This window comes from Streptomyces sp. NPDC001507, from assembly GCF_042894765.1.
In the GTDB taxonomy this organism is placed as follows: Bacteria; Actinomycetota; Actinomycetes; order Streptomycetales; family Streptomycetaceae; genus Streptomyces.
On record NZ_JBIAVV010000016.1, the window covers coordinates 91,918 to 109,772 of the forward strand.

General features: G+C 72.8%; 18 protein-coding genes. 6 read left to right on the forward strand and 12 right to left on the reverse strand.

The genetic code is table 11. The features are described from left to right. The first annotated feature begins 150 nt into the window (after nucleotides 1-150). Nucleotides 151-1,440, forward strand: a complete 1,290-nt coding sequence (locus ACFY0K_RS41230; RefSeq protein ID WP_390644188.1) for a streptophobe family protein — start codon at nucleotides 151-153, stop codon at nucleotides 1,438-1,440. 13 nt (nucleotides 1,441-1,453) lie between these two features. On the opposite strand, the gene ACFY0K_RS41235 is transcribed toward ACFY0K_RS41230, so the two are convergent. From ACFY0K_RS41235 to ACFY0K_RS41245, 3 genes are all read right to left on the reverse strand, one after another. Continuing rightward, a complete protein-coding gene (locus ACFY0K_RS41235) occupies nucleotides 1,454-2,002 on the reverse strand; it encodes a hypothetical protein (protein WP_390644189.1) in 549 nt (182 codons plus the stop codon). Between the two features lie 7 nt (nucleotides 2,003-2,009). Further along, on the reverse strand, nucleotides 2,010-4,349 hold the full coding sequence (locus tag ACFY0K_RS41240; protein WP_390644190.1) for an FHA domain-containing protein: 2,340 nt from the start codon (nucleotides 4,347-4,349) through the stop codon (nucleotides 2,010-2,012). A 70-nt stretch (nucleotides 4,350-4,419) separates the two neighbouring features. After that, nucleotides 4,420-4,830 carry a hypothetical protein gene (locus ACFY0K_RS41245; RefSeq protein ID WP_390644191.1) on the reverse strand — a complete coding sequence of 137 codons (411 nt, stop codon included), beginning with the start codon at nucleotides 4,828-4,830 and terminating at the stop codon, nucleotides 4,420-4,422. A 310-nt stretch (nucleotides 4,831-5,140) separates the two neighbouring features. On the opposite strand from ACFY0K_RS41245, the gene ACFY0K_RS41250 reads away from it, so the two are divergent. Continuing rightward, the gene (locus ACFY0K_RS41250) at nucleotides 5,141-5,524 is read left to right on the forward strand and encodes a nuclear transport factor 2 family protein (RefSeq protein WP_390644192.1); all 384 of its coding nucleotides are present in this window, start codon (nucleotides 5,141-5,143) and stop codon (nucleotides 5,522-5,524) included. Between the two features lie 132 nt (nucleotides 5,525-5,656). Here the strand turns inward: ACFY0K_RS41250 and mgrA are convergent, their stop codons facing one another. Next, a complete protein-coding gene (gene mgrA / locus ACFY0K_RS41255) occupies nucleotides 5,657-6,649 on the reverse strand; it encodes an L-glyceraldehyde 3-phosphate reductase (RefSeq protein ID WP_390644193.1) in 993 nt (330 codons plus the stop codon). 111 nt (nucleotides 6,650-6,760) lie between these two features. Between mgrA and ACFY0K_RS41260 the strand changes: the two genes are divergently transcribed. The 3 genes from ACFY0K_RS41260 to ACFY0K_RS41270 all read left to right on the forward strand — a co-directional run bounded on the left by ACFY0K_RS41260 (nucleotide 6,761) and on the right by ACFY0K_RS41270 (nucleotide 9,768). Next, on the forward strand, nucleotides 6,761-7,675 hold the full coding sequence (locus ACFY0K_RS41260; protein ID WP_390644194.1) for a LysR family transcriptional regulator: 915 nt from the start codon (nucleotides 6,761-6,763) through the stop codon (nucleotides 7,673-7,675). Between the two features lie 65 nt (nucleotides 7,676-7,740). Next, nucleotides 7,741-9,225 (forward strand): carotenoid oxygenase family protein, encoded by a 1,485-nt coding sequence (locus tag ACFY0K_RS41265; RefSeq protein WP_390644195.1) that lies wholly within the window; start codon nucleotides 7,741-7,743, stop codon nucleotides 9,223-9,225. Nucleotides 9,226-9,252: 27 nt separating this feature from the next. Further along, nucleotides 9,253-9,768, forward strand: a complete 516-nt coding sequence (locus tag ACFY0K_RS41270) for a DinB family protein (RefSeq protein WP_390644196.1) — start codon at nucleotides 9,253-9,255, stop codon at nucleotides 9,766-9,768. Here ACFY0K_RS41270 and ACFY0K_RS41275 read toward each other — a convergent pair. The 8 genes from ACFY0K_RS41275 to ACFY0K_RS41310 form a co-directional block, all read right to left on the reverse strand. Continuing rightward, nucleotides 9,750-10,820 carry an adenosine deaminase gene (locus ACFY0K_RS41275; RefSeq protein ID WP_390644197.1) on the reverse strand — a complete coding sequence of 357 codons (1,071 nt, stop codon included), beginning with the start codon at nucleotides 10,818-10,820 and terminating at the stop codon, nucleotides 9,750-9,752. The two genes, ACFY0K_RS41270 and ACFY0K_RS41275, sit on opposite strands and share 19 nt — an antisense overlap. Before the next feature lie 38 nt (nucleotides 10,821-10,858). Beyond that, complete coding sequence (locus tag ACFY0K_RS41280; RefSeq protein WP_388597610.1) at nucleotides 10,859-11,251, reverse strand: VOC family protein; 393 nt, start codon at nucleotides 11,249-11,251, stop codon at nucleotides 10,859-10,861. Between the two features lie 211 nt (nucleotides 11,252-11,462). Then, nucleotides 11,463-12,389, reverse strand: coding sequence for a M48 family metalloprotease (locus tag ACFY0K_RS41285; RefSeq protein WP_390644198.1), 927 nt, complete (start codon nucleotides 12,387-12,389; stop codon nucleotides 11,463-11,465). Next, nucleotides 12,386-12,769, reverse strand: coding sequence for a BlaI/MecI/CopY family transcriptional regulator (locus tag ACFY0K_RS41290; protein ID WP_351961033.1), 384 nt, complete (start codon nucleotides 12,767-12,769; stop codon nucleotides 12,386-12,388). Before ACFY0K_RS41290 ends, ACFY0K_RS41285 begins: the two co-directional genes overlap by 4 nt. A 405-nt stretch (nucleotides 12,770-13,174) precedes the next feature. Further along, on the reverse strand, nucleotides 13,175-14,080 hold the full coding sequence (locus ACFY0K_RS41295) for an oxidoreductase (RefSeq protein WP_390644199.1): 906 nt from the start codon (nucleotides 14,078-14,080) through the stop codon (nucleotides 13,175-13,177). 46 nt (nucleotides 14,081-14,126) lie between these two features. Continuing rightward, nucleotides 14,127-14,837 carry a chitinase gene (locus ACFY0K_RS41300; protein WP_390644200.1) on the reverse strand — a complete coding sequence of 237 codons (711 nt, stop codon included), beginning with the start codon at nucleotides 14,835-14,837 and terminating at the stop codon, nucleotides 14,127-14,129. Nucleotides 14,838-15,016: 179 nt separating this feature from the next. Further along, a complete protein-coding gene (locus ACFY0K_RS41305) occupies nucleotides 15,017-16,210 on the reverse strand; it encodes an RNA polymerase sigma factor (RefSeq protein WP_390644201.1) in 1,194 nt (397 codons plus the stop codon). Then, nucleotides 16,210-16,560: a YciI family protein gene (locus ACFY0K_RS41310; RefSeq protein ID WP_390644202.1), complete on the reverse strand. Its 351-nt coding sequence runs from the start codon at nucleotides 16,558-16,560 to the stop codon at nucleotides 16,210-16,212. Before ACFY0K_RS41310 ends, ACFY0K_RS41305 begins: the two co-directional genes overlap by 1 nt. A 158-nt stretch (nucleotides 16,561-16,718) precedes the next feature. Between ACFY0K_RS41310 and ACFY0K_RS41315 the strand changes: the two genes are divergently transcribed. Further along, entirely contained in the window at nucleotides 16,719-17,771 is a 1,053-nt protein-coding gene (locus ACFY0K_RS41315; protein ID WP_390644203.1) for an acyl-CoA dehydrogenase family protein, read from the forward strand. Nucleotides 17,772-17,855: the final 84 nt, after the last annotated feature.

Consider the following 17,855-nt stretch of genomic DNA (forward strand, 5'->3'; position numbering starts at 1 on the left):
CATCTCCCCGGTACGGTAAACGGCGTTCGTGAAAAATGCCTCATTTGGGGCATGTCCAGGCCAATGTGCGCCGGTCCGGCACGGTCCGCAAGCCGACGCGGACGGCCCACCCGGCGGGCGGCCGGTGACGGCGTTGCCTAGCGTGACAGCGTGCGCCCTCCCATCGCCTCCGAGCTGCCGGTGGCCGCGCAGCCCGGCCGGCCCGTGCCCCGGCACGGCTGGGCGCAGGCCCTGGGCGTGGTGCTGGCCGCGTCGATCGCGATGCTCGTGGTGGCCGCGGTGGGGCTGTGGGCGGCGGGCGCGACGGGTCTGCCGAAGGGCGCGTACCTGCCGGTGGTTCTCGCGACCGTGGTGACGGCGGTCGGCGGTGCCGTCGAGTTGTCGGGGAACGCGGGCGAACTGGCGCGTACGAACGCCGGGCTCACGGTCGTTCCGCTGTCGGTGACGCTGGTCGGGGCGCTGGTCGCCGCCGGGGGATTCCTGCGGCCGCTGCGGCACCGGGCGGTGGCCGGGGCCGCGGAACTGGCCGGGTGGGCGGCGCGGATCGCGGCGCTGTGGCTGCTCGCGCTGGTCGGGCTCGCGGCCGGGGCCCGGCACACCTTCGCGGTGGACGTGGGCAGCGGCACCCTCAGTGATCTCACCGGTGCGCTCGGCGCAGCGCCGGAGGCGGGCTTCACCACCGATGTGCCGCAGACGGCCGGGTTCGGGCTGCTCTGGCTGGCAGGCGTCCTGCTGCTGGCGCTGCTGGTCTCGCGCGGGGCGCCGCTGCCGGGGCGCCTGCTGCGCTTCCAGGCCTCGGTGCGCCCGGCGGCCCACGCGATGGTCGTGCTCCTGCTGGCGTACGTCGTGCTGGCCCTGCTGATCGCCCTGGCCACGATGGTGACCCGCGGGCATGCCAGGGAGACCCTCGCGGTGATCCTGCTCGGGCTGCCCAACCTGGCCTGGCCGGCCTTCACGCTCGGTCTGGGCGCCACCTGGAAGGGCAGGGTCGACGGGCCGTTCGGGCTGCCGGTGCCGACGGTGCTCGCCGAGGTGCTGCGCACGCCGGACGTCTCGACGCTGAACCTGCGCACGGTCACCGCCCACGACGGCCGCTGGTGGTGGCTGGCCGGGGTGGCCGCGCTGCTGCTGCTGGCAGCCGCGTTCCTGATGGCGGTCCGCTCCCCGGCCCGGATCCGGGCCTGGCAGCACGCCCTGCACCTGGCGGTCGCCCTCGCGCTGACCATGCTCACGCTGTGCCTGACCGGCCGGATCTCCGCCCACTACGGCCTCTCCCTGCTCGGCATCGGCGATCTGGGCGGCAACCTGTCCGGTGAACTGCTGCTGGCGCCCGTGCTCTGGCCGGCGGTGGGCCTCGGCGCTCTGTGGGGTCTGCTCGCCGGGTTCCTGGGCGCGCTGCTGGCCCGGCCGGTGCAGCGGCGCGGCGAGGTGGCGCCCTGAACCAAGCCCGCCGTCAGCGGTCGCCGTCGGGGGCGACCACCCGGGTCGGAGTGCGGCCGGGACCGGCCCGCCCCGGGTCGGCGCGGTCGGTGACGTACGTGGACAGCCGCCGCCCGTCGCCGTACAGCCAGCGTCCCTCGGCGGGGTCGTACAGCCACATCGACTCCCCGTCGACCACCACGCCGATGCGCAGCCCGTGGGTACGGCTCCGGAAGGACTCCCCGTCGAGGCCGCCGACGGCCAGTTCCTCGACGGCGGCCCGGTAGCCGGTGAGCGCCTCGGCGGCGCGGGCAAGGAGGGGGCGCGGGTCGGTCGCCTCGGTGGGCGGGCCGCCGGTGACCGGCGGGTCCTGGGGCACGGCGACGAGGTAGCGGCCGTCGACCCAGGCGGACCAGCCGTTGGCGCAGCCGATGTGCGCCCAGTCGCCGTGCCGTTCGACGAGCTGGACCGGCAGCAGCGGGTCGAGAGGCACGGTGGGCCGGGCCGGGTCGGGGGCCTCCCAGGCGGGCATGCCGTCGCCGGGGACGACATGGGTGGGCCGGAATCCTGGCGTCGTCGTCATTGGTCGCCTACTTCCGCATCACCGCCGGTTCGTGCCGGCGCAGCAGCCGGGACAGCACACAGCCGAAGACCACCGACAGCACCACCAGCATGACCATGTTCCGCAGCCAGACGCCCGCCGAGTGCCGGAAGAAGGGGTCTGCGGTGAGGGTGCCGGGCACGATCCGGTGCAGTTCGACGGTGCCGGCCATCGCGCCGAGCGCCCAGCGCGAGGGCACCAGCCAGGCGACCTGTTCGAGTCCGGGCACGCCGTTCAGCTTCAGCAGGGTCCCGCAGAAGACGACCTGGACGACGGTGAGCAGCACAAGGAGCGGCATCGTCACCTCCTCCTTGCGGACCAGCGCGGAGATCAGCAGGCCGAGCATCATCGCGGTGAAGGAGAGCACGGCCACGGCGACGGTGATCTCCAGCAGGGGCGGCATCAGCACCCCCTCGCCGCCGGGCGCGTTGAGGTCGACGCCGGCCAGGCCGACCTGGGTGAGCACGATCGCCTGGAGCACGGTGACGGTGCCGAGGACGACGACCTTCGACATCACGTACGCCGATCTGGACAGGCCGACGGCTCTCTCGCGCTGGTAGATGACGCGTTCCTTGACCAGTTCGCGCACCGCGTTGGCCGAGCCGGCCAGCACTCCGCCCACGCACAGGAGGAGCAGCACGTCGGTCGCGGTGTCGACGGTGAGCTTGTGGCCGGCGACGGCCCGGACCATCGCGCCCATGACGAAAGGCAGCGCGATCATGATGGCGAGGAAGGTCCGGTCGGCGGCGAGCGCGGCCGTGTAGCGGCGCACCAGCGTCGAGAACTGGGCGCCCCAGCTGCGCGGCCTGGGCGGCGGGGCGGCGGCCACCGGCCCGGAGCGCGGCAGCACCGGCTGCGCGCTGGAGTTCACGATGTACTTGCGGTGGTACGACGAAGCGCGGTACTCCCCCGCCCAGTCCCGGCCGGTGTCCCGCTCGAACGCCTCGAAGGCCTCGGGCCACTCGTCGAACCCGAAGAAGCCGAGGGCGTCGCCGGGCGGCCCGAAGTAGGCGGTCCGGCCGCCCGGCGCGAGGACGAGCAGGCGGTCGCAGACGTCGAGGCTGAGCACGCTGTGGGTGACGACGATGACGGTACGGCCGTCGTCGGCGAGGCCGCGCAGCATGTTCATCACCGAGCGGTCCATCCCGGGGTCGAGTCCGGAGGTCGGCTCGTCCAGGAAGAGCAGGGACGGTTTCGTGAGCAGTTCCAGGGCGACGCTGACCCGCTTGCGCTGTCCGCCGGAGAGGCTGTGCACGGGCTGCTCGGCACGCTGTTCGAGGCCCAGTTCCCGGATGACCTCGTCCACCCGCTGCCGGCGCTCGGCCTTCGCGGTGTCCTCGGGGAAGCGCAGTTCGGCGGCGTAGGTGAGGGCGCTGCGCACGGTCAGCTGAACGTGCAGGATGTCGTCCTGGGGGACCAGTCCGATGCGCTGGCGCAGCTCGGCGTAGTCGCGGTAGAGGTCGCGGCCGTCGTAGAGGACGGTGCCGTGCTCGGCGGGACGCTGGCCGGTGAGGGCGCCGAGCAGGGTGGACTTGCCGGCGCCGCTCGGTCCGACCACCGCCAGCAGGCACTTCTCGCCGACCGGGAAGGAGACGCGGTCCAGCAGGATCTTGCGGCCGTGGTCGACGGCGACGGTCAGTTCCTGGACGTCGAGGGAGACCTCGCCGGTGTCGACGTACTCCTGCAGCTCGCCGTCGACCAGGCAGAACGCGGAGTGGCCGATGCCGACGACGTCACGGGGGCCGAGCAGGGCGCGGGTGACGGCACGGCCGTTGAGGTAGGTGCCGTTGTGGCTGTCGAGGTCGACGATCTCGTGGCTGCCGTCGGGGTCGCTGCGCAGTTCGGCGTGGTGGCGGGAGACGATCAGGTCGTCGACGACGATGTCGTTGTCGAGGGCGCGGCCGATGCGGACCGTGCGGGCGGGGAGCCGCATCACCGAGGAGGGCTGCCGGAAAGTGCCGGTCCGGGCGGGCATGGAGACGACGGAGGGACGGTCCGCGGCCGGTGCCGGGCGGCCGCTCAGGACGGCGGACGGCCCGTCGGCGGGGCTCCCGAAGCGGATCACCGTGCCCGGTCCGACCTCCCACTCCCGGATGCGGCGGCCGTCGGCGTAGGTGCCGTTGGTGCTCTGCTCGTCCTCCAGCGTCCAGTGGCCGTCGTCGGGCCGCAGCACCGCGTGGTGCCACGAGACCCGGGCGTCGTCGATGACGATGTCGCTCAACGGGTCCCGCCCGACGTGGTAGTCGCGGCCCGGGCTCATCACCGTGGATCCCGTCTCCGTCTCCAGGACGAGTTCGGGTGCCGTGGAGGCGACCGGCCACTCCGCCATGGCCAGAATTCTACCGATCGGTCCTCTTCTGTGCCTGGTCAGGGCCGCTCGGGCGACCGGCGTTCACGGGTCAGGCGACGGGGACGACAAGGGCCGGGATGGTCCGCTGCATCCGGAGGGCGTCGATGGACTCGGCGAGCAGTTCGTACTCCGTGGTGTCGTCCTGGAGCGCGATCCGCACCAGCCGCCCGTCGGCCAGCTCGTCGGCGACCAGTTCCTGCCGGGCCGCGTCGGCGCACCAGGCGCGCAGCAGCCCGGGTACGTCGGAGACGGTCTCGGCGACCGGGACCAGTGACCCGTGCGGGAATCTCGGGTTCTCGGGTAAGGGGTCGAGGCGTTCCGCGATCCAGGAGGCCCGGTCCCGTAACCACCACAGCGCCAGGGCCAGGGTCGGCGCACGGTAGGTGCCGAGCGGAACGCCGATGCGTTGCCCGCCGCACATGCCGTATGCCGTGACATGGCACAGGAATTCGTCGTGCACGATCACTCCCCCGTAGCTCGCCGGTGTGCCGTCGCGGCCGGGTTTCCGTGCGGCTCCTGTGCGGTGAAGTGCTCCTGACATTCGAGTATGTTCACTTTCGAAACACTGTCACCACATCTTTCCGGCCAGTCTCTTGGCATATTCCCCCTGCGAATTGGCCGAAATGCGCGAGCTGCACCGCCCGGCCTTCATTACCCGAGGGGTAATCGACCCGCCACGCGGACCGGGGCATGGTGGTGCCAACGGATCGCCGCGCACCGCGATCCATTCCCTGACCAGCAGTGATGACCTCGATGGAGGCTGATTCACCATGTCCGTGAACACCGACCGTTACGAGACCGCCGCCGCCCGCTACTTCGAGGCCTGGAACGCCACCGAGCCGGAGGCGCTGGGCAAGGCGGTCGCCGAGGCCTGGGCGCCGGAGGGCGGTTACACCGACCCGCTCGCGGACGTCTCCGGACATGCGCAGATCACGGCCGTGATCGCGGCGGCGCACCAGCAGTTCCCCGGTTTCGTCTTCCGTCCGCTCGGGGCCGTCGACGGCCACCACGACACGGCCCGCTTCGGCTGGGAGCTGGTGAACGAGGCGGACGGCTCGGCTCCGGTGGCCGGTTTTGACGTGGTCACGCTCAGTGAGGACGGCCGGATCCTCCGGGTACTGGGCTTCCTGGACCGGGTTCCGGCCGGGGCATGAGCCGGCGCCCGCGCTGACCGGCTGACGGGGATGCCGGTCGCCGGGCGCCGATTCGGGTCGGCCGCCCGGCGACGGATCAGCTCGGCCGCCGGGCGACGATTCGGGTCGACCACCCGGCGGCCACCGGCCTGCTCACCGGTTGATGATCGCGTCGATCCGCACCAGCTCCTCCGCGTCGAAGTCGAGGTTCCCGATGGCGCCGACGCAGTCCTCGACCTGCTGCGGGCTGCTCGCGCCGATCAGCGCGGAGGTCACCCGGCCGCCGCGCAGCACCCAGGACAGGGCGAGCTGGGCCAGGGTCTGGCCGCGGCCCTTGGCCACGTCGTCGAGGTCGCGCAGCTGGCCGACCAGGTCCGCGGTGACCGCGTCCGAGTTCAGGAACGGGCTGTCGCTCGCGGCTCGCGACCCCTCCGGGATGCCGTCGAGGTAGCGGCCGGTGAGCAGGCCCTGCTCGAGCGGGGAGAAGACGATGGAGCCGACCTGGAGCTCGTCCAGGGCGTCCAGCAGGCCCTCGGTCTCCGGGCGGCGGTCGAGCATCGAGTAGCGCGGCTGGTGGATGAGGAGCGGCGTGCCGAGCTCCCCGAGGATCCGGGCGGCCTCGCGGGTCTGCTCCGCCGAGTAGTTGGAGATGCCGACGTAGAGCGCCTTGCCCTGCTGGACCGCGGAGTGCAGGGCGCCCATCGTCTCCTCCAGGGGAGTGGCCGGGTCCGGGCGGTGCGAGTAGAAGATGTCGACGTAGTCCAGGCCCATCCGGGTCAGGGACTGGTCCAGCGAGGACAGCAGGTACTTCCGCGAACCCCACTCGCCGTACGGCCCGGGCCACATCAGGTAACCGGCCTTGGTGGAGATGACCAGCTCGTCGCGGTAGGCCGCGAAGTCCGCCCTGAGGGCCTCGCCGAACGCCGACTCGGCGGCGCCGGGCGGCGGGCCGTAGTTGTTGGCGAGGTCGAAGTGGGTGACGCCGAGGTCGAAGGCGCGGCGCAGGATGGCGCGCTGGGTCGTCACGGGCCGGTCGGGCCCGAAGTTGTGCCACAGGCCGAGCGACAGCGCGGGGAGCTTCAGGCCGCTGCGGCCGCTGCGGCGGTACGGCATGTCGGCGTAGCGGTCGGGGTGTGCGGTGTACAACGCGACTCCAGGGGGATTGCCACAGGATCTACCGCTGCCACTCTTTCCCGAGCCGCGGGCAGTGGTCCAACAGGAGAATCCGATGGAATTGTGCGGCTAGGCTGCTCAATCATGGAACTGCGCCACCTCCAGCACTTCGTCGCCGTCGCCGAGGACCAGCACTTCACCCGGGCCGCCGAGCGGCTCATGGTGTCCCAGTCCGGTCTGTCGGCCTCCATCCGTGCCCTGGAGCGGGAGCTGCGGGCCCCGCTGTTCGTGCGCACGACCCGCCGGGTGACGCTGACCGAGGCGGGCCGTGCGCTGCTCGGCGAGGCGGAACGGATCCTCGCGCAGGTGCGCTCCGCGCACGAGGCGGTGGCCGCGGTGCAGGGGGTGCTGCGCGGGACGCTGGCGCTGGGCACCGAGCAGTGCATCGCCGGGGTGCACGTGGCGGGGCTGCTCGCCGCGTTCCGGCGCCGCCACCCCGACGTGGAGATCCGGCTGCGGCAGGCCGGCTCGGGCGCGCTCGCCGAGGAGGTGGCGGCGGGCCGGCTCGACCTGGCCTTCGCCTACCGCACCCAGGACGACACCGACCAGCTGCGCTCGGTGTCCCTGACCGCCGAGCCGATGACCGTGCTGTGCCATCCCAGCCACCGGCTGGCGACGGCGGGCGCGGCCGTGACCCCTCAGGACCTCGGCCAGGCGGTGTTCGTCGACTTCCACCCGGACTGGGGCCCGCGCCGCTCGACCGACGCGGCCTTCGCCGAGGCGGGCGTGCGGCGCACGGTCGCCCTCGAGGTGAACGACGTGCACAGCCTCCTCGACCTGGTCGACGAGAACCTCGGCATCGCCGTCGTACCCCGGCACTTCCGCCACAAGCGCCCCACGCTGACCGCCCTCGCGCTCAAGGACACGGACGAGACCGTGTACGAGACGGTCGCCCTGCTGCCGCCGGAGTCGGCCACCAGTCCGGCGGCCCGGGCGCTGATCACCCTCCTCGAAACAGGGGGCCTGGCAACACCCCCGGACGGGCCCTGCCCCTCCTGACCCGGCCTGCCCGTCGCCGCAGACTCGTGGATGTCCACGACGACGACGCGACGGGGAGTACGGAGATGGCGGAACACACACGGCGTACGGTGCTGCGCGGGGCGGCGGGCCTGGCGGTGGCGGGCGCGCTGACGGGAGCGGGGGTCCGTCCGGCGGCGGCGGCACCGGATTCGGCGGATCGGCGGTATCCGTTTCTCGAGGGCGCGTTCGCCCCGGTCACCGAGGAGCTCACGGCCTTCGACCTGCCGGTCACCGGCCGCATCCCGAGCGACCTGAACGGCCGTTACCTGCGCAACGGCCCGAACGTGCTCGGCCTGGAGGATCCGCGCGCCCACCACTGGATGCTGGGCGCGGGCATGGTGCACGGGGTACGGCTGCGCGGCGGCCGCGCCGAGTGGTACCGCAACCGCTGGGTGCGGTCCTCCCAGGTGTCGGCGGAGCTCGGCGAGACGTATCCCGGTCCGGTCCCGCCGGACGACTTCGCCTGCAACACCCACGTCGTCCCCTACCGGGGGCGGATCCTCGCACTCCAGGAGAGCGGACCGCTGCCGTACGAACTCGACGGCGAACTCGGCACGGTGGGTAGCTACGACTTCGGCGGCTCCCTGGAGGGCGCGTTCACGGCGCACACCAAGTACGACGCGCACGCGGACGAGTTGCACGCGATCGCCTACTACCCGACCTGGGACCACGTCCGGCACCTGGTCGTGGGCCCGGCCGGCCGGGTCGCCCGCACCACCCGGATCCCGGTCGCGGACGCGCCGATGATGCACGACTTCGCGCTCACCGAGAAGTACGTGGTCGTCTTCGACATCCCGGTCACCTTCGACGCGGCGGCGGCCGGGGCGGGCGCGCCGGTGCCGTACGTCTGGAACCGTGAGCACCCGGCGCGGGTGGGCGTGCTGCCCCGGTCCGGGGGCGCCGTCCGCTGGTTCGGTGTCGACCCGGTCTTCTACTCGCACACCCTCAACGCGTACGACGAGGGCGGGTCCGTGGTGATCGACCTGACGACCTATCCGGCGCCCTTCGACGTCGCGAGCGCCACCACCGACGGACCGCACGCGGTGGGCACCGCCAGGCTGGAGCGCTGGACCGTCGACCTGCGCCGCGGGCGGGTCCGCAGGCGCACCCTCGACGACCTGCCGCAGGAATTCCCGCGCGTCAACGAGGAGTTGGTGTCCCGCCGGCACCGTTACGGCTACTCGGCGGCGGCCGCCGAGATGTCCGTCGCCTATCTGGCCGGCGACGGCAATCCACCGGACCGCGCCTTCTCCAACGCCCTCTTCAAGCACGACCTCGCGCGCGGCACCGCCGAGGTGCACCGGCTGCCGAGGGGCGCGGCGGCGGGCGAGGCGGTGTTCGTGCCGGGCGAACACGGGCGCCGGGAGGACGACGGGTACGCGATCGCCTACGTCCACAACCCGGACCGCGGCGCCGCCGACCTGCTGATCCTCGCCGCGCAGGACTTCACCGGCGAGCCCCTGGCCCGGGTGCACCTGCCGGGCCGGGTGCCGCTGGGTTTCCACGGAAGCTGGATTCCGGACGCATGACGACCGGCGATGCGCGATCGTGGTCGTATGCATGCAAGGGACATCCTCATCGACGGCTTCGGCCGCATTCAGGAAGAAGTCCATGCCGCCCTCGACGGCGCCGACCCCGATCTGCTCAACAGGCTCCCCGCCCCCGACGCCAACTCCATCACCTGGCTGGTCTGGCACCTCACCCGGATCCAGGACGACCACATCGCCGACGCCTTCGACCTCGACCAGGTGTGGCTGACCCAGGGCTGGGAGAAGCGTTTCGGCCTCGGTCTGCCGCCCCGTGACCACGGGTACGGCCATACGCCCGCCGAGGTCGCGAAGGTCAGGGTGGACTCCGGCGACCTGCTGACCGGCTATCACGACGCGGTCCACGAGCAGACCCTGGCGGTGCTGCGCGAGCTCCCGGCCAAGGACCTGGAACGGATCGTGGACACCCGCTTCGATCCGCCGGTCACGCTCGGCGTGCGGCTGGTCAGCGTCCTGTCCGACGACCTTCAGCACGTCGGACAGGCCGCCTACCTGCGGGGGCTGCTTCAGAGCACGGAGGCGTAACCCGGCAGGACGACGTCCTCGATGAGGGCCCTGCGCTCGTCGAACGGGATGAACGCGCTCTTCAGGGCGTTCACCGTGACCGTGCGCAGGTCCTCGACGCTCCAGCCCGCCTCCTCGACCAGCAGGGACATCTCCCGGGTCATCGTCGTCCCCGAGACCAGCCGGTTGTCGGTGTTGAGGGTGACCCGGAAGCCCAGCTCCTTCAGCGCGGTGATCGGGTGCTCGGCGATGGAGGCGGCGCAGCCGGTCTGGAGGTTCGAGGTGGGGCACATCTCCAGGGCGATGCGGCGGTCGCGCACCCAGCCGGCGAGGCGGCCGAGCTTGCCGTCCACGATGTCCTCGGTGATGCGGACGCCGTGCCCGATGCGCTGGGCGCCGCACGCCTGGACCGCCTGGTGGATGCTGGGCAGGCCGAACGCCTCGCCGGCGTGGATGGTGAAGGGCACGCTCTCGTCGCGCAGGTACCGGAAGGCGTCCAGGTGGTCGGCGGCGGGGAAGCCGGCCTCGGCCCCGGCGATGTCGAAGCCGACGACGCCGGCGTCCCGGTAGGCGACGGCCGCTTCGGCGGCCTCGCGGACCCGGTCGAACATCCGCATCCCGCACAGCAGGGTGCCGACGCGGACGGGCGTGCCGGCGGCGGCGGCCTTCGCCATGCCGGCGGCGAGCCCCTCCTGCACGCTCTCCACGACCTCGTTCAGCGTGAGCCCGCCCTTGACGTTCAGCTCCGGCGCGTAGCGCACCTCGCCGTAGACGACACCGTCGGCGGCCAGGTCGAGGACGTACTCCTCGGCGACCCGCCGCAGCCCCTCCTTGGACTGCATGACGGCGAGGGTGTGCTCGAAGGTGGCTATGTAACGCACCAGGTCGCCGGAGTTGGCGGCCTCGAAGAACCAGGCGGCCAGCTCGTCGGGGTCGGTGGTGGGCAGGGTGTGACCTACCTCGGCCGCGAGCTCGACCAGGGTGGCGGGGCGCAGGCCGCCGTCGAGGTGGTCGTGCAGGACGGCCTTGGGGAGGCGACGGATCACGTCTGCGTCTACGCGCGTAGCAGTCATGGTGGAGCTGTCCTCGGCAGGTGGTTCGGAGTGGTCGGTCAGGCGGCGGGCTGGAGCAGGTCCCAGCGGTTTCCGTAGAGGTCCTGGAAGACGGCGACGCTGCCGTACGGCTCGTGCCGCGGCTCCTCCAGGAAGGTCACGCCGGCGGCGGTCATCCGGGCGTGGTCGCGGGCGAAGTCGTCGGTGTGCAGGAAGAACCCGACACGCCCGCCCGTCTGATCGCCGACGCGGGCACGCTGGTCCTCGTCCTTGGCACGGGCCAGCAGCAGTCCGGTTCCGTGCCCCTCGCCGCCGGGCTCCACGACGACCCAGCGGGAGCCGTCGGGCCGCGGCGTGTCCTCGACGAGCCGGAAGCCGAGAGCCTCGGTGTAGAAGCGGATCGCCTCGTCGTAGTCGCCGACGACAAGGGTGACCAGGGCGACGCGTCGCATGGGGGCGGCCTTTCGGTGGTGCGGTTAGCGGGAGAGGTTATACGTAAAACCGAAGCGGTGCCAGTCGCCGGTCATACCCCTTCCCGAGGGCGACTTCTCGGGAGCAACCGCTGGAGCGTCCCTCCAGGACGCTGGGTACCCCCGGCCGAAGGCTGCGGGAGGAACTGCGCGACCAGGCACAACGCACCCGCATCCGACGAACGGCCGCTCCCTACCGCTCCGCTTCCCCCTGCGCGACCTCCACCCGATGATGGAAATCGACCACCCCGGTCGCGGAGGCGACACACGACACTGCGGCGCAGGCCACCAGTACCACCGCGACCCACCCCCCGGCCCGCCGCCGCCCCCGCGGCGCCAGCAGCGCCTCGACCCGCTGCGGCACCGGCCCGGACGCGGCGCCCGACACGAACGCCGGCCGCTCGGCGACGCCACCCTGCCCCGCCAGCGCGGCCCTGGCGATCGCGCGGGCCGTCAGCCGGCGGTCCCCCACCGCGCGCGCCGCGGCCTCGTCGGCGGCCCGCTCCACTGCCAGCCGGACGACGTCCCGGACCCGCCGCAGTGCCGGGTGGCAGTGCGCGGCGAGCTCCGCCGCGGCGAGGAAGAAGTGGTGGCCGCCCGTGTTGTGTGCGCGTTCGTGCGCGAACAGCGCCTCCCGCTCGGCTCCGTCGAGGCTGCGCAGCATTCCGGTGGTGACGACGATCCGGTGCGGACGTCCGGGCAGCGCGTACGCGTCCGGGCACGGCGAGTCGACCACGCACAGGTCGCCCGCGGCAGGCCGGCGCCCCGCTTCCGTGCGGGCCGCGCGGAAGGCGCGGGTCTGCCGGAGCACCGACCGCGCGAGCGTCCAGGCGCACCCGGCGAGGCCGCCGACCGAGAGGGCGGCGAGCGGCAGCACGAACCGGTCGGAGGCGGTGTGCAGGGGCTGGACCAGCTCACCGAGCGCGGCGAAGTACGGCAGCCTGAGGAGCCCGGCGAGGAAGAACGCGCCGAGCGCGGCCAGGGAACAGCCTGCGAGGGCAGCGGCCGAGGAGGTGATCACCCAGAGCGCGGTGCCCGGCGCCAGCCGGTCGAGGGCCAGCCGGGACAGCGCCGGCAGCGCGAACGGCACCAGCAGGGGCAGGAGCAGCAGCGCGGTCATGACGGACCGGGTTGTTCGCCGGGTTCGAGGAGGGTCCGCAGCACCCGTTCGTCGTCGGGACTGAGCTGGGCGACGAACCGGGCGAGCACGGTCTCCCGGTCGCTGTCCCGGTCGAGTTCGGTGTGCATCCGCTTCGCGGTGAGGCCCTGTGCGTCCTGGACGGGGACGTAGGCGTAGCCGCGCCCCTGGCGGTGCCGCCCGACCACACCCTTGTCGTGCAGCCTGGTCAGGATCGTGGTCACCGTCGTGCGGGCCAGGTCGGTGGCGAGGCTCCGCTGCACCTGTCCGGGGGTCTGGGGCGCACCCGCGGCCCAGAGAGCCGCCATGACGCTCGCCTCCAGTTCGCCGGCGGGCCGGCGTTCGTCCTTCCCGTCGGCCATGGAAGGTTCCTCACCCCTCACTTCGTCCGCGGCCAGCAGACCGTCTACGGCAGTGTAGTCAGCCCGGTGACGGCCGGCACCCGTGAACCCATTATGCGAAGCCCCTTCCGGGAGAGGTTCCGTCGCCGGCCGGGGAATCGCCCAGGAGCCCGGGTAGCGGCGCCCCGGGACGCCGGCCGGGCCGCTGCCGTTCGACGGCGAGGTGGCCGTCCGCTCCCCGGCCGGCGTGCCGGAGTCGGCTGCCGGGGCGCCGCGGGCGGAGACGGACTGGAACCCGCGCGGAGGCAGCCCGTCATACGCGCTCTTCCGGACCCGGCCGTGCGCGGCGCAGGCGTGGCCCGGGAGCACGGGTTCCGCGGCCGGCATCCGATGCGGGACGTGGTGCGGGCTGTCCGGGCCGGAGGGTCAGCCGGCCTTGGCGTGGAGGGCGTTCAGCCGGGTCAGCTCGTCCTCGGTGAGCCGGATGGCACCGGCCGCCACGTTCTCGGCCAGGTGGTCCGGGTTTCCGGTGCCGGGGATGGCGAGGACGTGCGGGCCCCGGTGCAGGGTCCAGGCGAGGCGGATCTGGGCGGGGGTGGCGCCGTGGGCGCGGGCGACGGCGAGGACCTCGTCGTCGTGGCTCGCGGTGGCGCCGAGCGCCCCTGCGTCGCCCGCGACGGCGAAGAACGGCACGAAGGCGATGCCGCGCTCACCGCAGATGCGCACGACCTCGTCGGTGGCCGGGTTCGCCGCGTCGAGTCCCCAGCGGTTCTGCACGCACACCACGGGTGCGATGGCCAGCGCCTCGTCGAGATGGCGCGGTTCGACGTCGGAGACGCCGAGGTGCCGGATCAGCCCGGCCTCGCGCAGTTCGGCGAGGGCGCCGAAGTGCTCGGCGATCGACTCCTGGCGCATCCGGCGCAGGTTGACGACGTCGAGGTGGTCGCGGCCGAGCTGGCGCAGGTTCTCCTCGACGTGCCCGCGCAGCTGGTCGGGGCGGGCGGAGGTGGCCCATTCCCCCGAGTAGTCGCGGTGGGGGCCGACCTTGGTGACGATGACCAGGTCGTCGGGGTACGGGGAGAGAGCGGTGTTGATGAGTTCGTTGGCCGAGCGCAGGGCGGAGAAGTAGAAGGCCGCCGTGTCGATGTGGTTCACGCCGAGCTCGACGGCCTTGCGCAGGACGGCGACCGAGCGGGCGCGGTCGCTCGGGGTGCCGTGGTGGAAGGCGGCGCTGCCCGTCAGCCGCATCGCGCCGAAGCCGAGGCGGTGGACGGGCAGGTCGCCGAGTCGCCAGGTGCCGGAGGCGTCCGCGGTGATCGTTTCGGAGGTCATCGACGGAGTCTGGCACACGGTCCTGACGAGGGTCCTGACGGCGGGGTCAGCAGGAGAGGTTGCCGCCGGCCGGGACACCGAGGATCTGCGTGAACCTCTGGTAGGCGCTGACCCGGCTCTGCACCTGCGCCGGGTTCTTGCCGTCGCACTCCAGGGAGCCGTTGATGGAGCGGATGGTCTGGCCGAAGCCGGCACCGTTGACCATGGCGTTGTGGCCGGTCATGGTGCCGGGGCCCTTCTGGGTGTTCCAGTACCACAGGCCGGTCTTCCAGGCCACGGCAGAATTATTCTGGACCTGCCAGGGGTTGTTGAGGAGGTCGATGCCGAGCGCGTCGCCCGCGGCCTTGTAGTTGAAGTTCCAGCTGAGCTGGATGGGGCCGCGCCCGTAGTAGGCGGACTGGCCCGCGGGACAGCCGTAGGACTGGCTCCGGTCGCAGTAGTGCGCGTAGTTGGCGGTGTTCTGCTCGACGATGTAGACCAGTCCGCCGGTCTCGTGGCTGACGTTGGCGAGGAAGGCGGCCGCCTCCTGCTTCCTGACGGTGTCACTGCCGGAGTTGGCGAAGGCCGGGTAGGCGCTCAGAGCGGCGGTGAGGCCGCTGTAGCTGTAGAACGAATTCCGGCTCGGGAACATCTGGTTGAACTGGGCCTCGCTGACGACGAAGCCGGCGGCGGAAGCCGAGGGGGCCGCCTGGAGCACCAGGACGGAGCCGCCTATGGCCAGCGAGGTCAGGAGTGCGGCGATACGTCGCCTCAACACGGATCAACTCCTCTGCGGAGCACGGCCGCGCCCCTCGAAGGGGGTGCGGCCGCGGTGGGGGGTGTGAGGCACACTCAACTGCCTTGGTCTGTACCAGTCAAGGGTGTAGACCAGTCAACCGGCGCTGTCGGTCCCCGGGTTACGGCAGCGGACGGGCCGGGCCGCTGCGGTACACCTGGTCAGCCGGTGAGTTCGTCCCGCCGCCGTGCGAGGTGTGCCCGTTCGGGCAGGCTGCCGGTGAGCGCGACGGCCGCGTCGTACTCCGCCGCCGCCTCGCGGTCCCGGCCGAGCCGGCGCAGCAGGTCGGCGCGGACGGCGTGCAGCACGTGGTATCCGGGCAGGTCGAGGGCGTCGACCAGCTCCAGAGCCGCATCCGGCCCCTGGACCTCGGCGACCGCGACCGCCCGGTTCAAAGCCACCACCGGACTCGGGGCGGCCGACATGAGCTGGTCGTACAGGGCCAGGATCTGACCCCAGTCGGTGGCGTCCGCGCTCGGTGCGTCGCTGTGCACGGCGTTGATCGCGGCCTGGATCTGGTACGGGCCGGGCCGGTTGCGCCGCAGGCAGCGCCGGACGAGGTCCTGCCCCTCGGCGATCAGCTGCCGGTCCCAGCGCCCGCGGTCCTGTTCCGGCAGCGGCACCAGTTCGCCGTCCGCCGGTTCCCGGGCGGGCCGCCGGGCCTCCACGAGCAGCATGAGCCCGAGAAGCCCGGCCACCTCCGGCTCGTCCGGCATCAGTTCGTACAGCAGCCGGCCCAGGCGTACGGCTTCGGCGCACAGCGCGGGATCGCCGCCGTAGCCCTCGTTGAAGACGAGGTAGACGACGGCCAGCACCCCGTTCAGCCGGTCGGGGAGGTCGGCGTCCTTCGGCACCCGGTAGGGGATGCCCGCGTCGCGGATCTTGGCCTTGGCGCGTACCAGGCGCTGGGCGAGGGTGGGCTCGGGAACCAGGAAGGCCCGGGCGATCCGGGCCGTGCTGAGCCCGCAGAGCAGGCGCAGGGTCAGGGCCACCCGGGACCGGAGGGCGAGGGCGGGGTGGCAGCAGGTGAAGATCAGCCGGAGCCGTTCGTCGCGCACGGGGCCCTCCTCGGCCGGTGCGTCGGGCGCGTACAGCCGCGCGGCCTCGGCGTGCCGGGCGGCCCTGGTGGACTCGCGGCGCAGCCGGTCGACCGCGCGGTTGCGCGCGGTGGTGATGATCCAGCCGGCCGGGCTCGGCGGCACCCCGGTGCGCGGCCAGCTGTCCAGCGCGGTGGTGAAGGCGTCCTGGACCGCCTCCTCGGCGAGGTCGATGTCGCCGAGGAAGCGGACGAGGACCGAGACCGCGCGCCCGTACTCGGCACGGAAGGCGGCCTCGACGTCGGCGGGCTCCGCCATCAGTGCTGGTCCACGAAGGGCCGTACCTCGATGGGGAGGGTGGTGGCGAGAGCAGCCTTGCGGCCCCATTCCAGGGCGGCGTCGAGATCCTCGGCGCGGATCAGGCAGAGCCCGCCCAGGTACTCCTTGCCCTCGGCGTACGGACCGTCGGTGATCAGTACGTCCCCGCCCTCGGGCCGCAGCACCGTGGCCGTCTCCGGACCGTGCAGTCCGCCCGCGAAGACCCAGGCGCCGGCCGCGCGCAGTTCGTCGTTGAAGGCCTCGACGTCGCGCATGATCGTGGCGAGCGCGTCGGGCGCGGGCGGGGTGGCGTCCGCCGGCTGGACCACGCTGAGCAGGTAGTGCTTCATGAGGTTCTCCTCGGTCGTCGTGATGTGTGCGTCGTGAGGTGTGCGCCGCGACGGTGTGCGTCGCGGGGGTGTGCGTCGCGGGCGTGTTCTCGCCTTCTACACGAACGGCAGGCCCCCGGATCGACACCTCGCACCGCGGAACCGGAAGAATCTTCTCCATGACCATCGCCGCGCATACGCTCGTCGCCCGCGCCCGGGAACTCGCCGACGGCCTCCTCTCCCCCGCCGCCGAGCGTGTCGACCAGGAGGGCGTGCCCGCGAGCCACATCGAGGCGGTCAAACGGTCGGGCCTGCTGGGACTGAACGCCCCGGTGGCGTACGGGGGCTCGGCGGCGCCCGCGGCCGTGGTGCGGGAGACGGCGGAGATCCTGGCCGGGGCGTGCTGCTCGACCTGGTTCGTGCAGACGCAGCACCACACACCGGTGCTGACCCTGGCCGGGTCCGGTCTGCCGGTGCGGGAGCGCCTGCTGGGTCCGCTGGCGCGGGGTGAGCTGCTGTCGGGGGTTGCGTACGCGCATCTGCGGTCGTACCCGCGGGTCCCCGTGCGGGTCCGGCGGGAGGCGGGCGGATGGCTGTTCTCCGGCACCGTGCCCTGGTACACCGGCTGGGGCCTGAACGACGTGCTGCTGCTGGCCGGGGTGACCGAGGACGACGAGGTGCTGTTCGCGTTCACCGAGGCACGGGAGCAGCCGGGCCTGCGGCCGTCGGAGCCGATGCGCCTGGCCGCGCTCACCGCGGCCCGGACGGTGTCCCTGGACCTGGACGGTCTGCGGGTCCCTGACGAGGCGGTCGCGCTGCGGACGCCGTTCGAGGAGTGGGCGGCGACGGACCGCCCGCGGCCCCGCAACGCCAGTCCGGCGGTCTTCGGGATCGCGGAGGCGGCGCTGGCACTGGTGGCGGAGGAGTACGCGGCCGGCCTGCGGGGCAGCCTGGCCGAGATCCGCAGCCGCGCCTACGCGCTGGCGGACCATCCGGTGCCGCACGAACACGCGGAGGAGCGGCTGGCGCTGCGGGCGGAGGCGTTCACGCTGATGCGGGCGGCCACGACGGCGGCCGTGGTGGCGGGCGGCGGCCGGGCGATGTCGTTGGACCACCGTGCCCAACGGCTGGCCAGGGAGGGCCTGTTCCTGCTGGTCCAGGGCCAGACGAGCGAGTCGCGCACGGCGCATCTCACAGCACTCGTGGAGCGGCACGGCGCCGGCGGCCGGTGACGGGACCAGCCCGCACGGTTGTTGCACATCGTAGAGAGCGGTGCGCCGAATAGAACGCGACCCCTTGACCCGTCACCCCCCTTG

Coding starts and splice junctions, on each gene's coding strand:
- ACFY0K_RS41235 (WP_390644189.1), bottom strand. CDS start 2,002: ATGACGACGACGCCAGGATTCCGGCCCACCCATGTCGTCCCCGGCGAC.
- ACFY0K_RS41240 (WP_390644190.1), bottom strand. CDS start 4,349: ATGGCGGAGTGGCCGGTCGCCTCCACGGCACCCGAACTCGTCCTGGAG.
- ACFY0K_RS41250 (WP_390644192.1), top strand. CDS start 5,141: ATGTCCGTGAACACCGACCGTTACGAGACCGCCGCCGCCCGCTACTTC.
- ACFY0K_RS41260 (WP_390644194.1), top strand. CDS start 6,761: ATGGAACTGCGCCACCTCCAGCACTTCGTCGCCGTCGCCGAGGACCAG.
- ACFY0K_RS41265 (WP_390644195.1), top strand. CDS start 7,741: ATGGCGGAACACACACGGCGTACGGTGCTGCGCGGGGCGGCGGGCCTG.
- ACFY0K_RS41270 (WP_390644196.1), top strand. CDS start 9,253: ATGCATGCAAGGGACATCCTCATCGACGGCTTCGGCCGCATTCAGGAA.
- ACFY0K_RS41275 (WP_390644197.1), bottom strand. CDS start 10,820: ATGACTGCTACGCGCGTAGACGCAGACGTGATCCGTCGCCTCCCCAAG.
- ACFY0K_RS41280 (WP_388597610.1), bottom strand. CDS start 11,251: ATGCGACGCGTCGCCCTGGTCACCCTTGTCGTCGGCGACTACGACGAG.
- ACFY0K_RS41285 (WP_390644198.1), bottom strand. CDS start 12,389: ATGACCGCGCTGCTGCTCCTGCCCCTGCTGGTGCCGTTCGCGCTGCCG.
- ACFY0K_RS41290 (WP_351961033.1), bottom strand. CDS start 12,769: ATGGCCGACGGGAAGGACGAACGCCGGCCCGCCGGCGAACTGGAGGCG.
- ACFY0K_RS41295 (WP_390644199.1), bottom strand. CDS start 14,080: ATGACCTCCGAAACGATCACCGCGGACGCCTCCGGCACCTGGCGACTC.
- ACFY0K_RS41305 (WP_390644201.1), bottom strand. CDS start 16,210: ATGGCGGAGCCCGCCGACGTCGAGGCCGCCTTCCGTGCCGAGTACGGG.
- ACFY0K_RS41310 (WP_390644202.1), bottom strand. CDS start 16,560: ATGAAGCACTACCTGCTCAGCGTGGTCCAGCCGGCGGACGCCACCCCG.
- ACFY0K_RS41315 (WP_390644203.1), top strand. CDS start 16,719: ATGACCATCGCCGCGCATACGCTCGTCGCCCGCGCCCGGGAACTCGCC.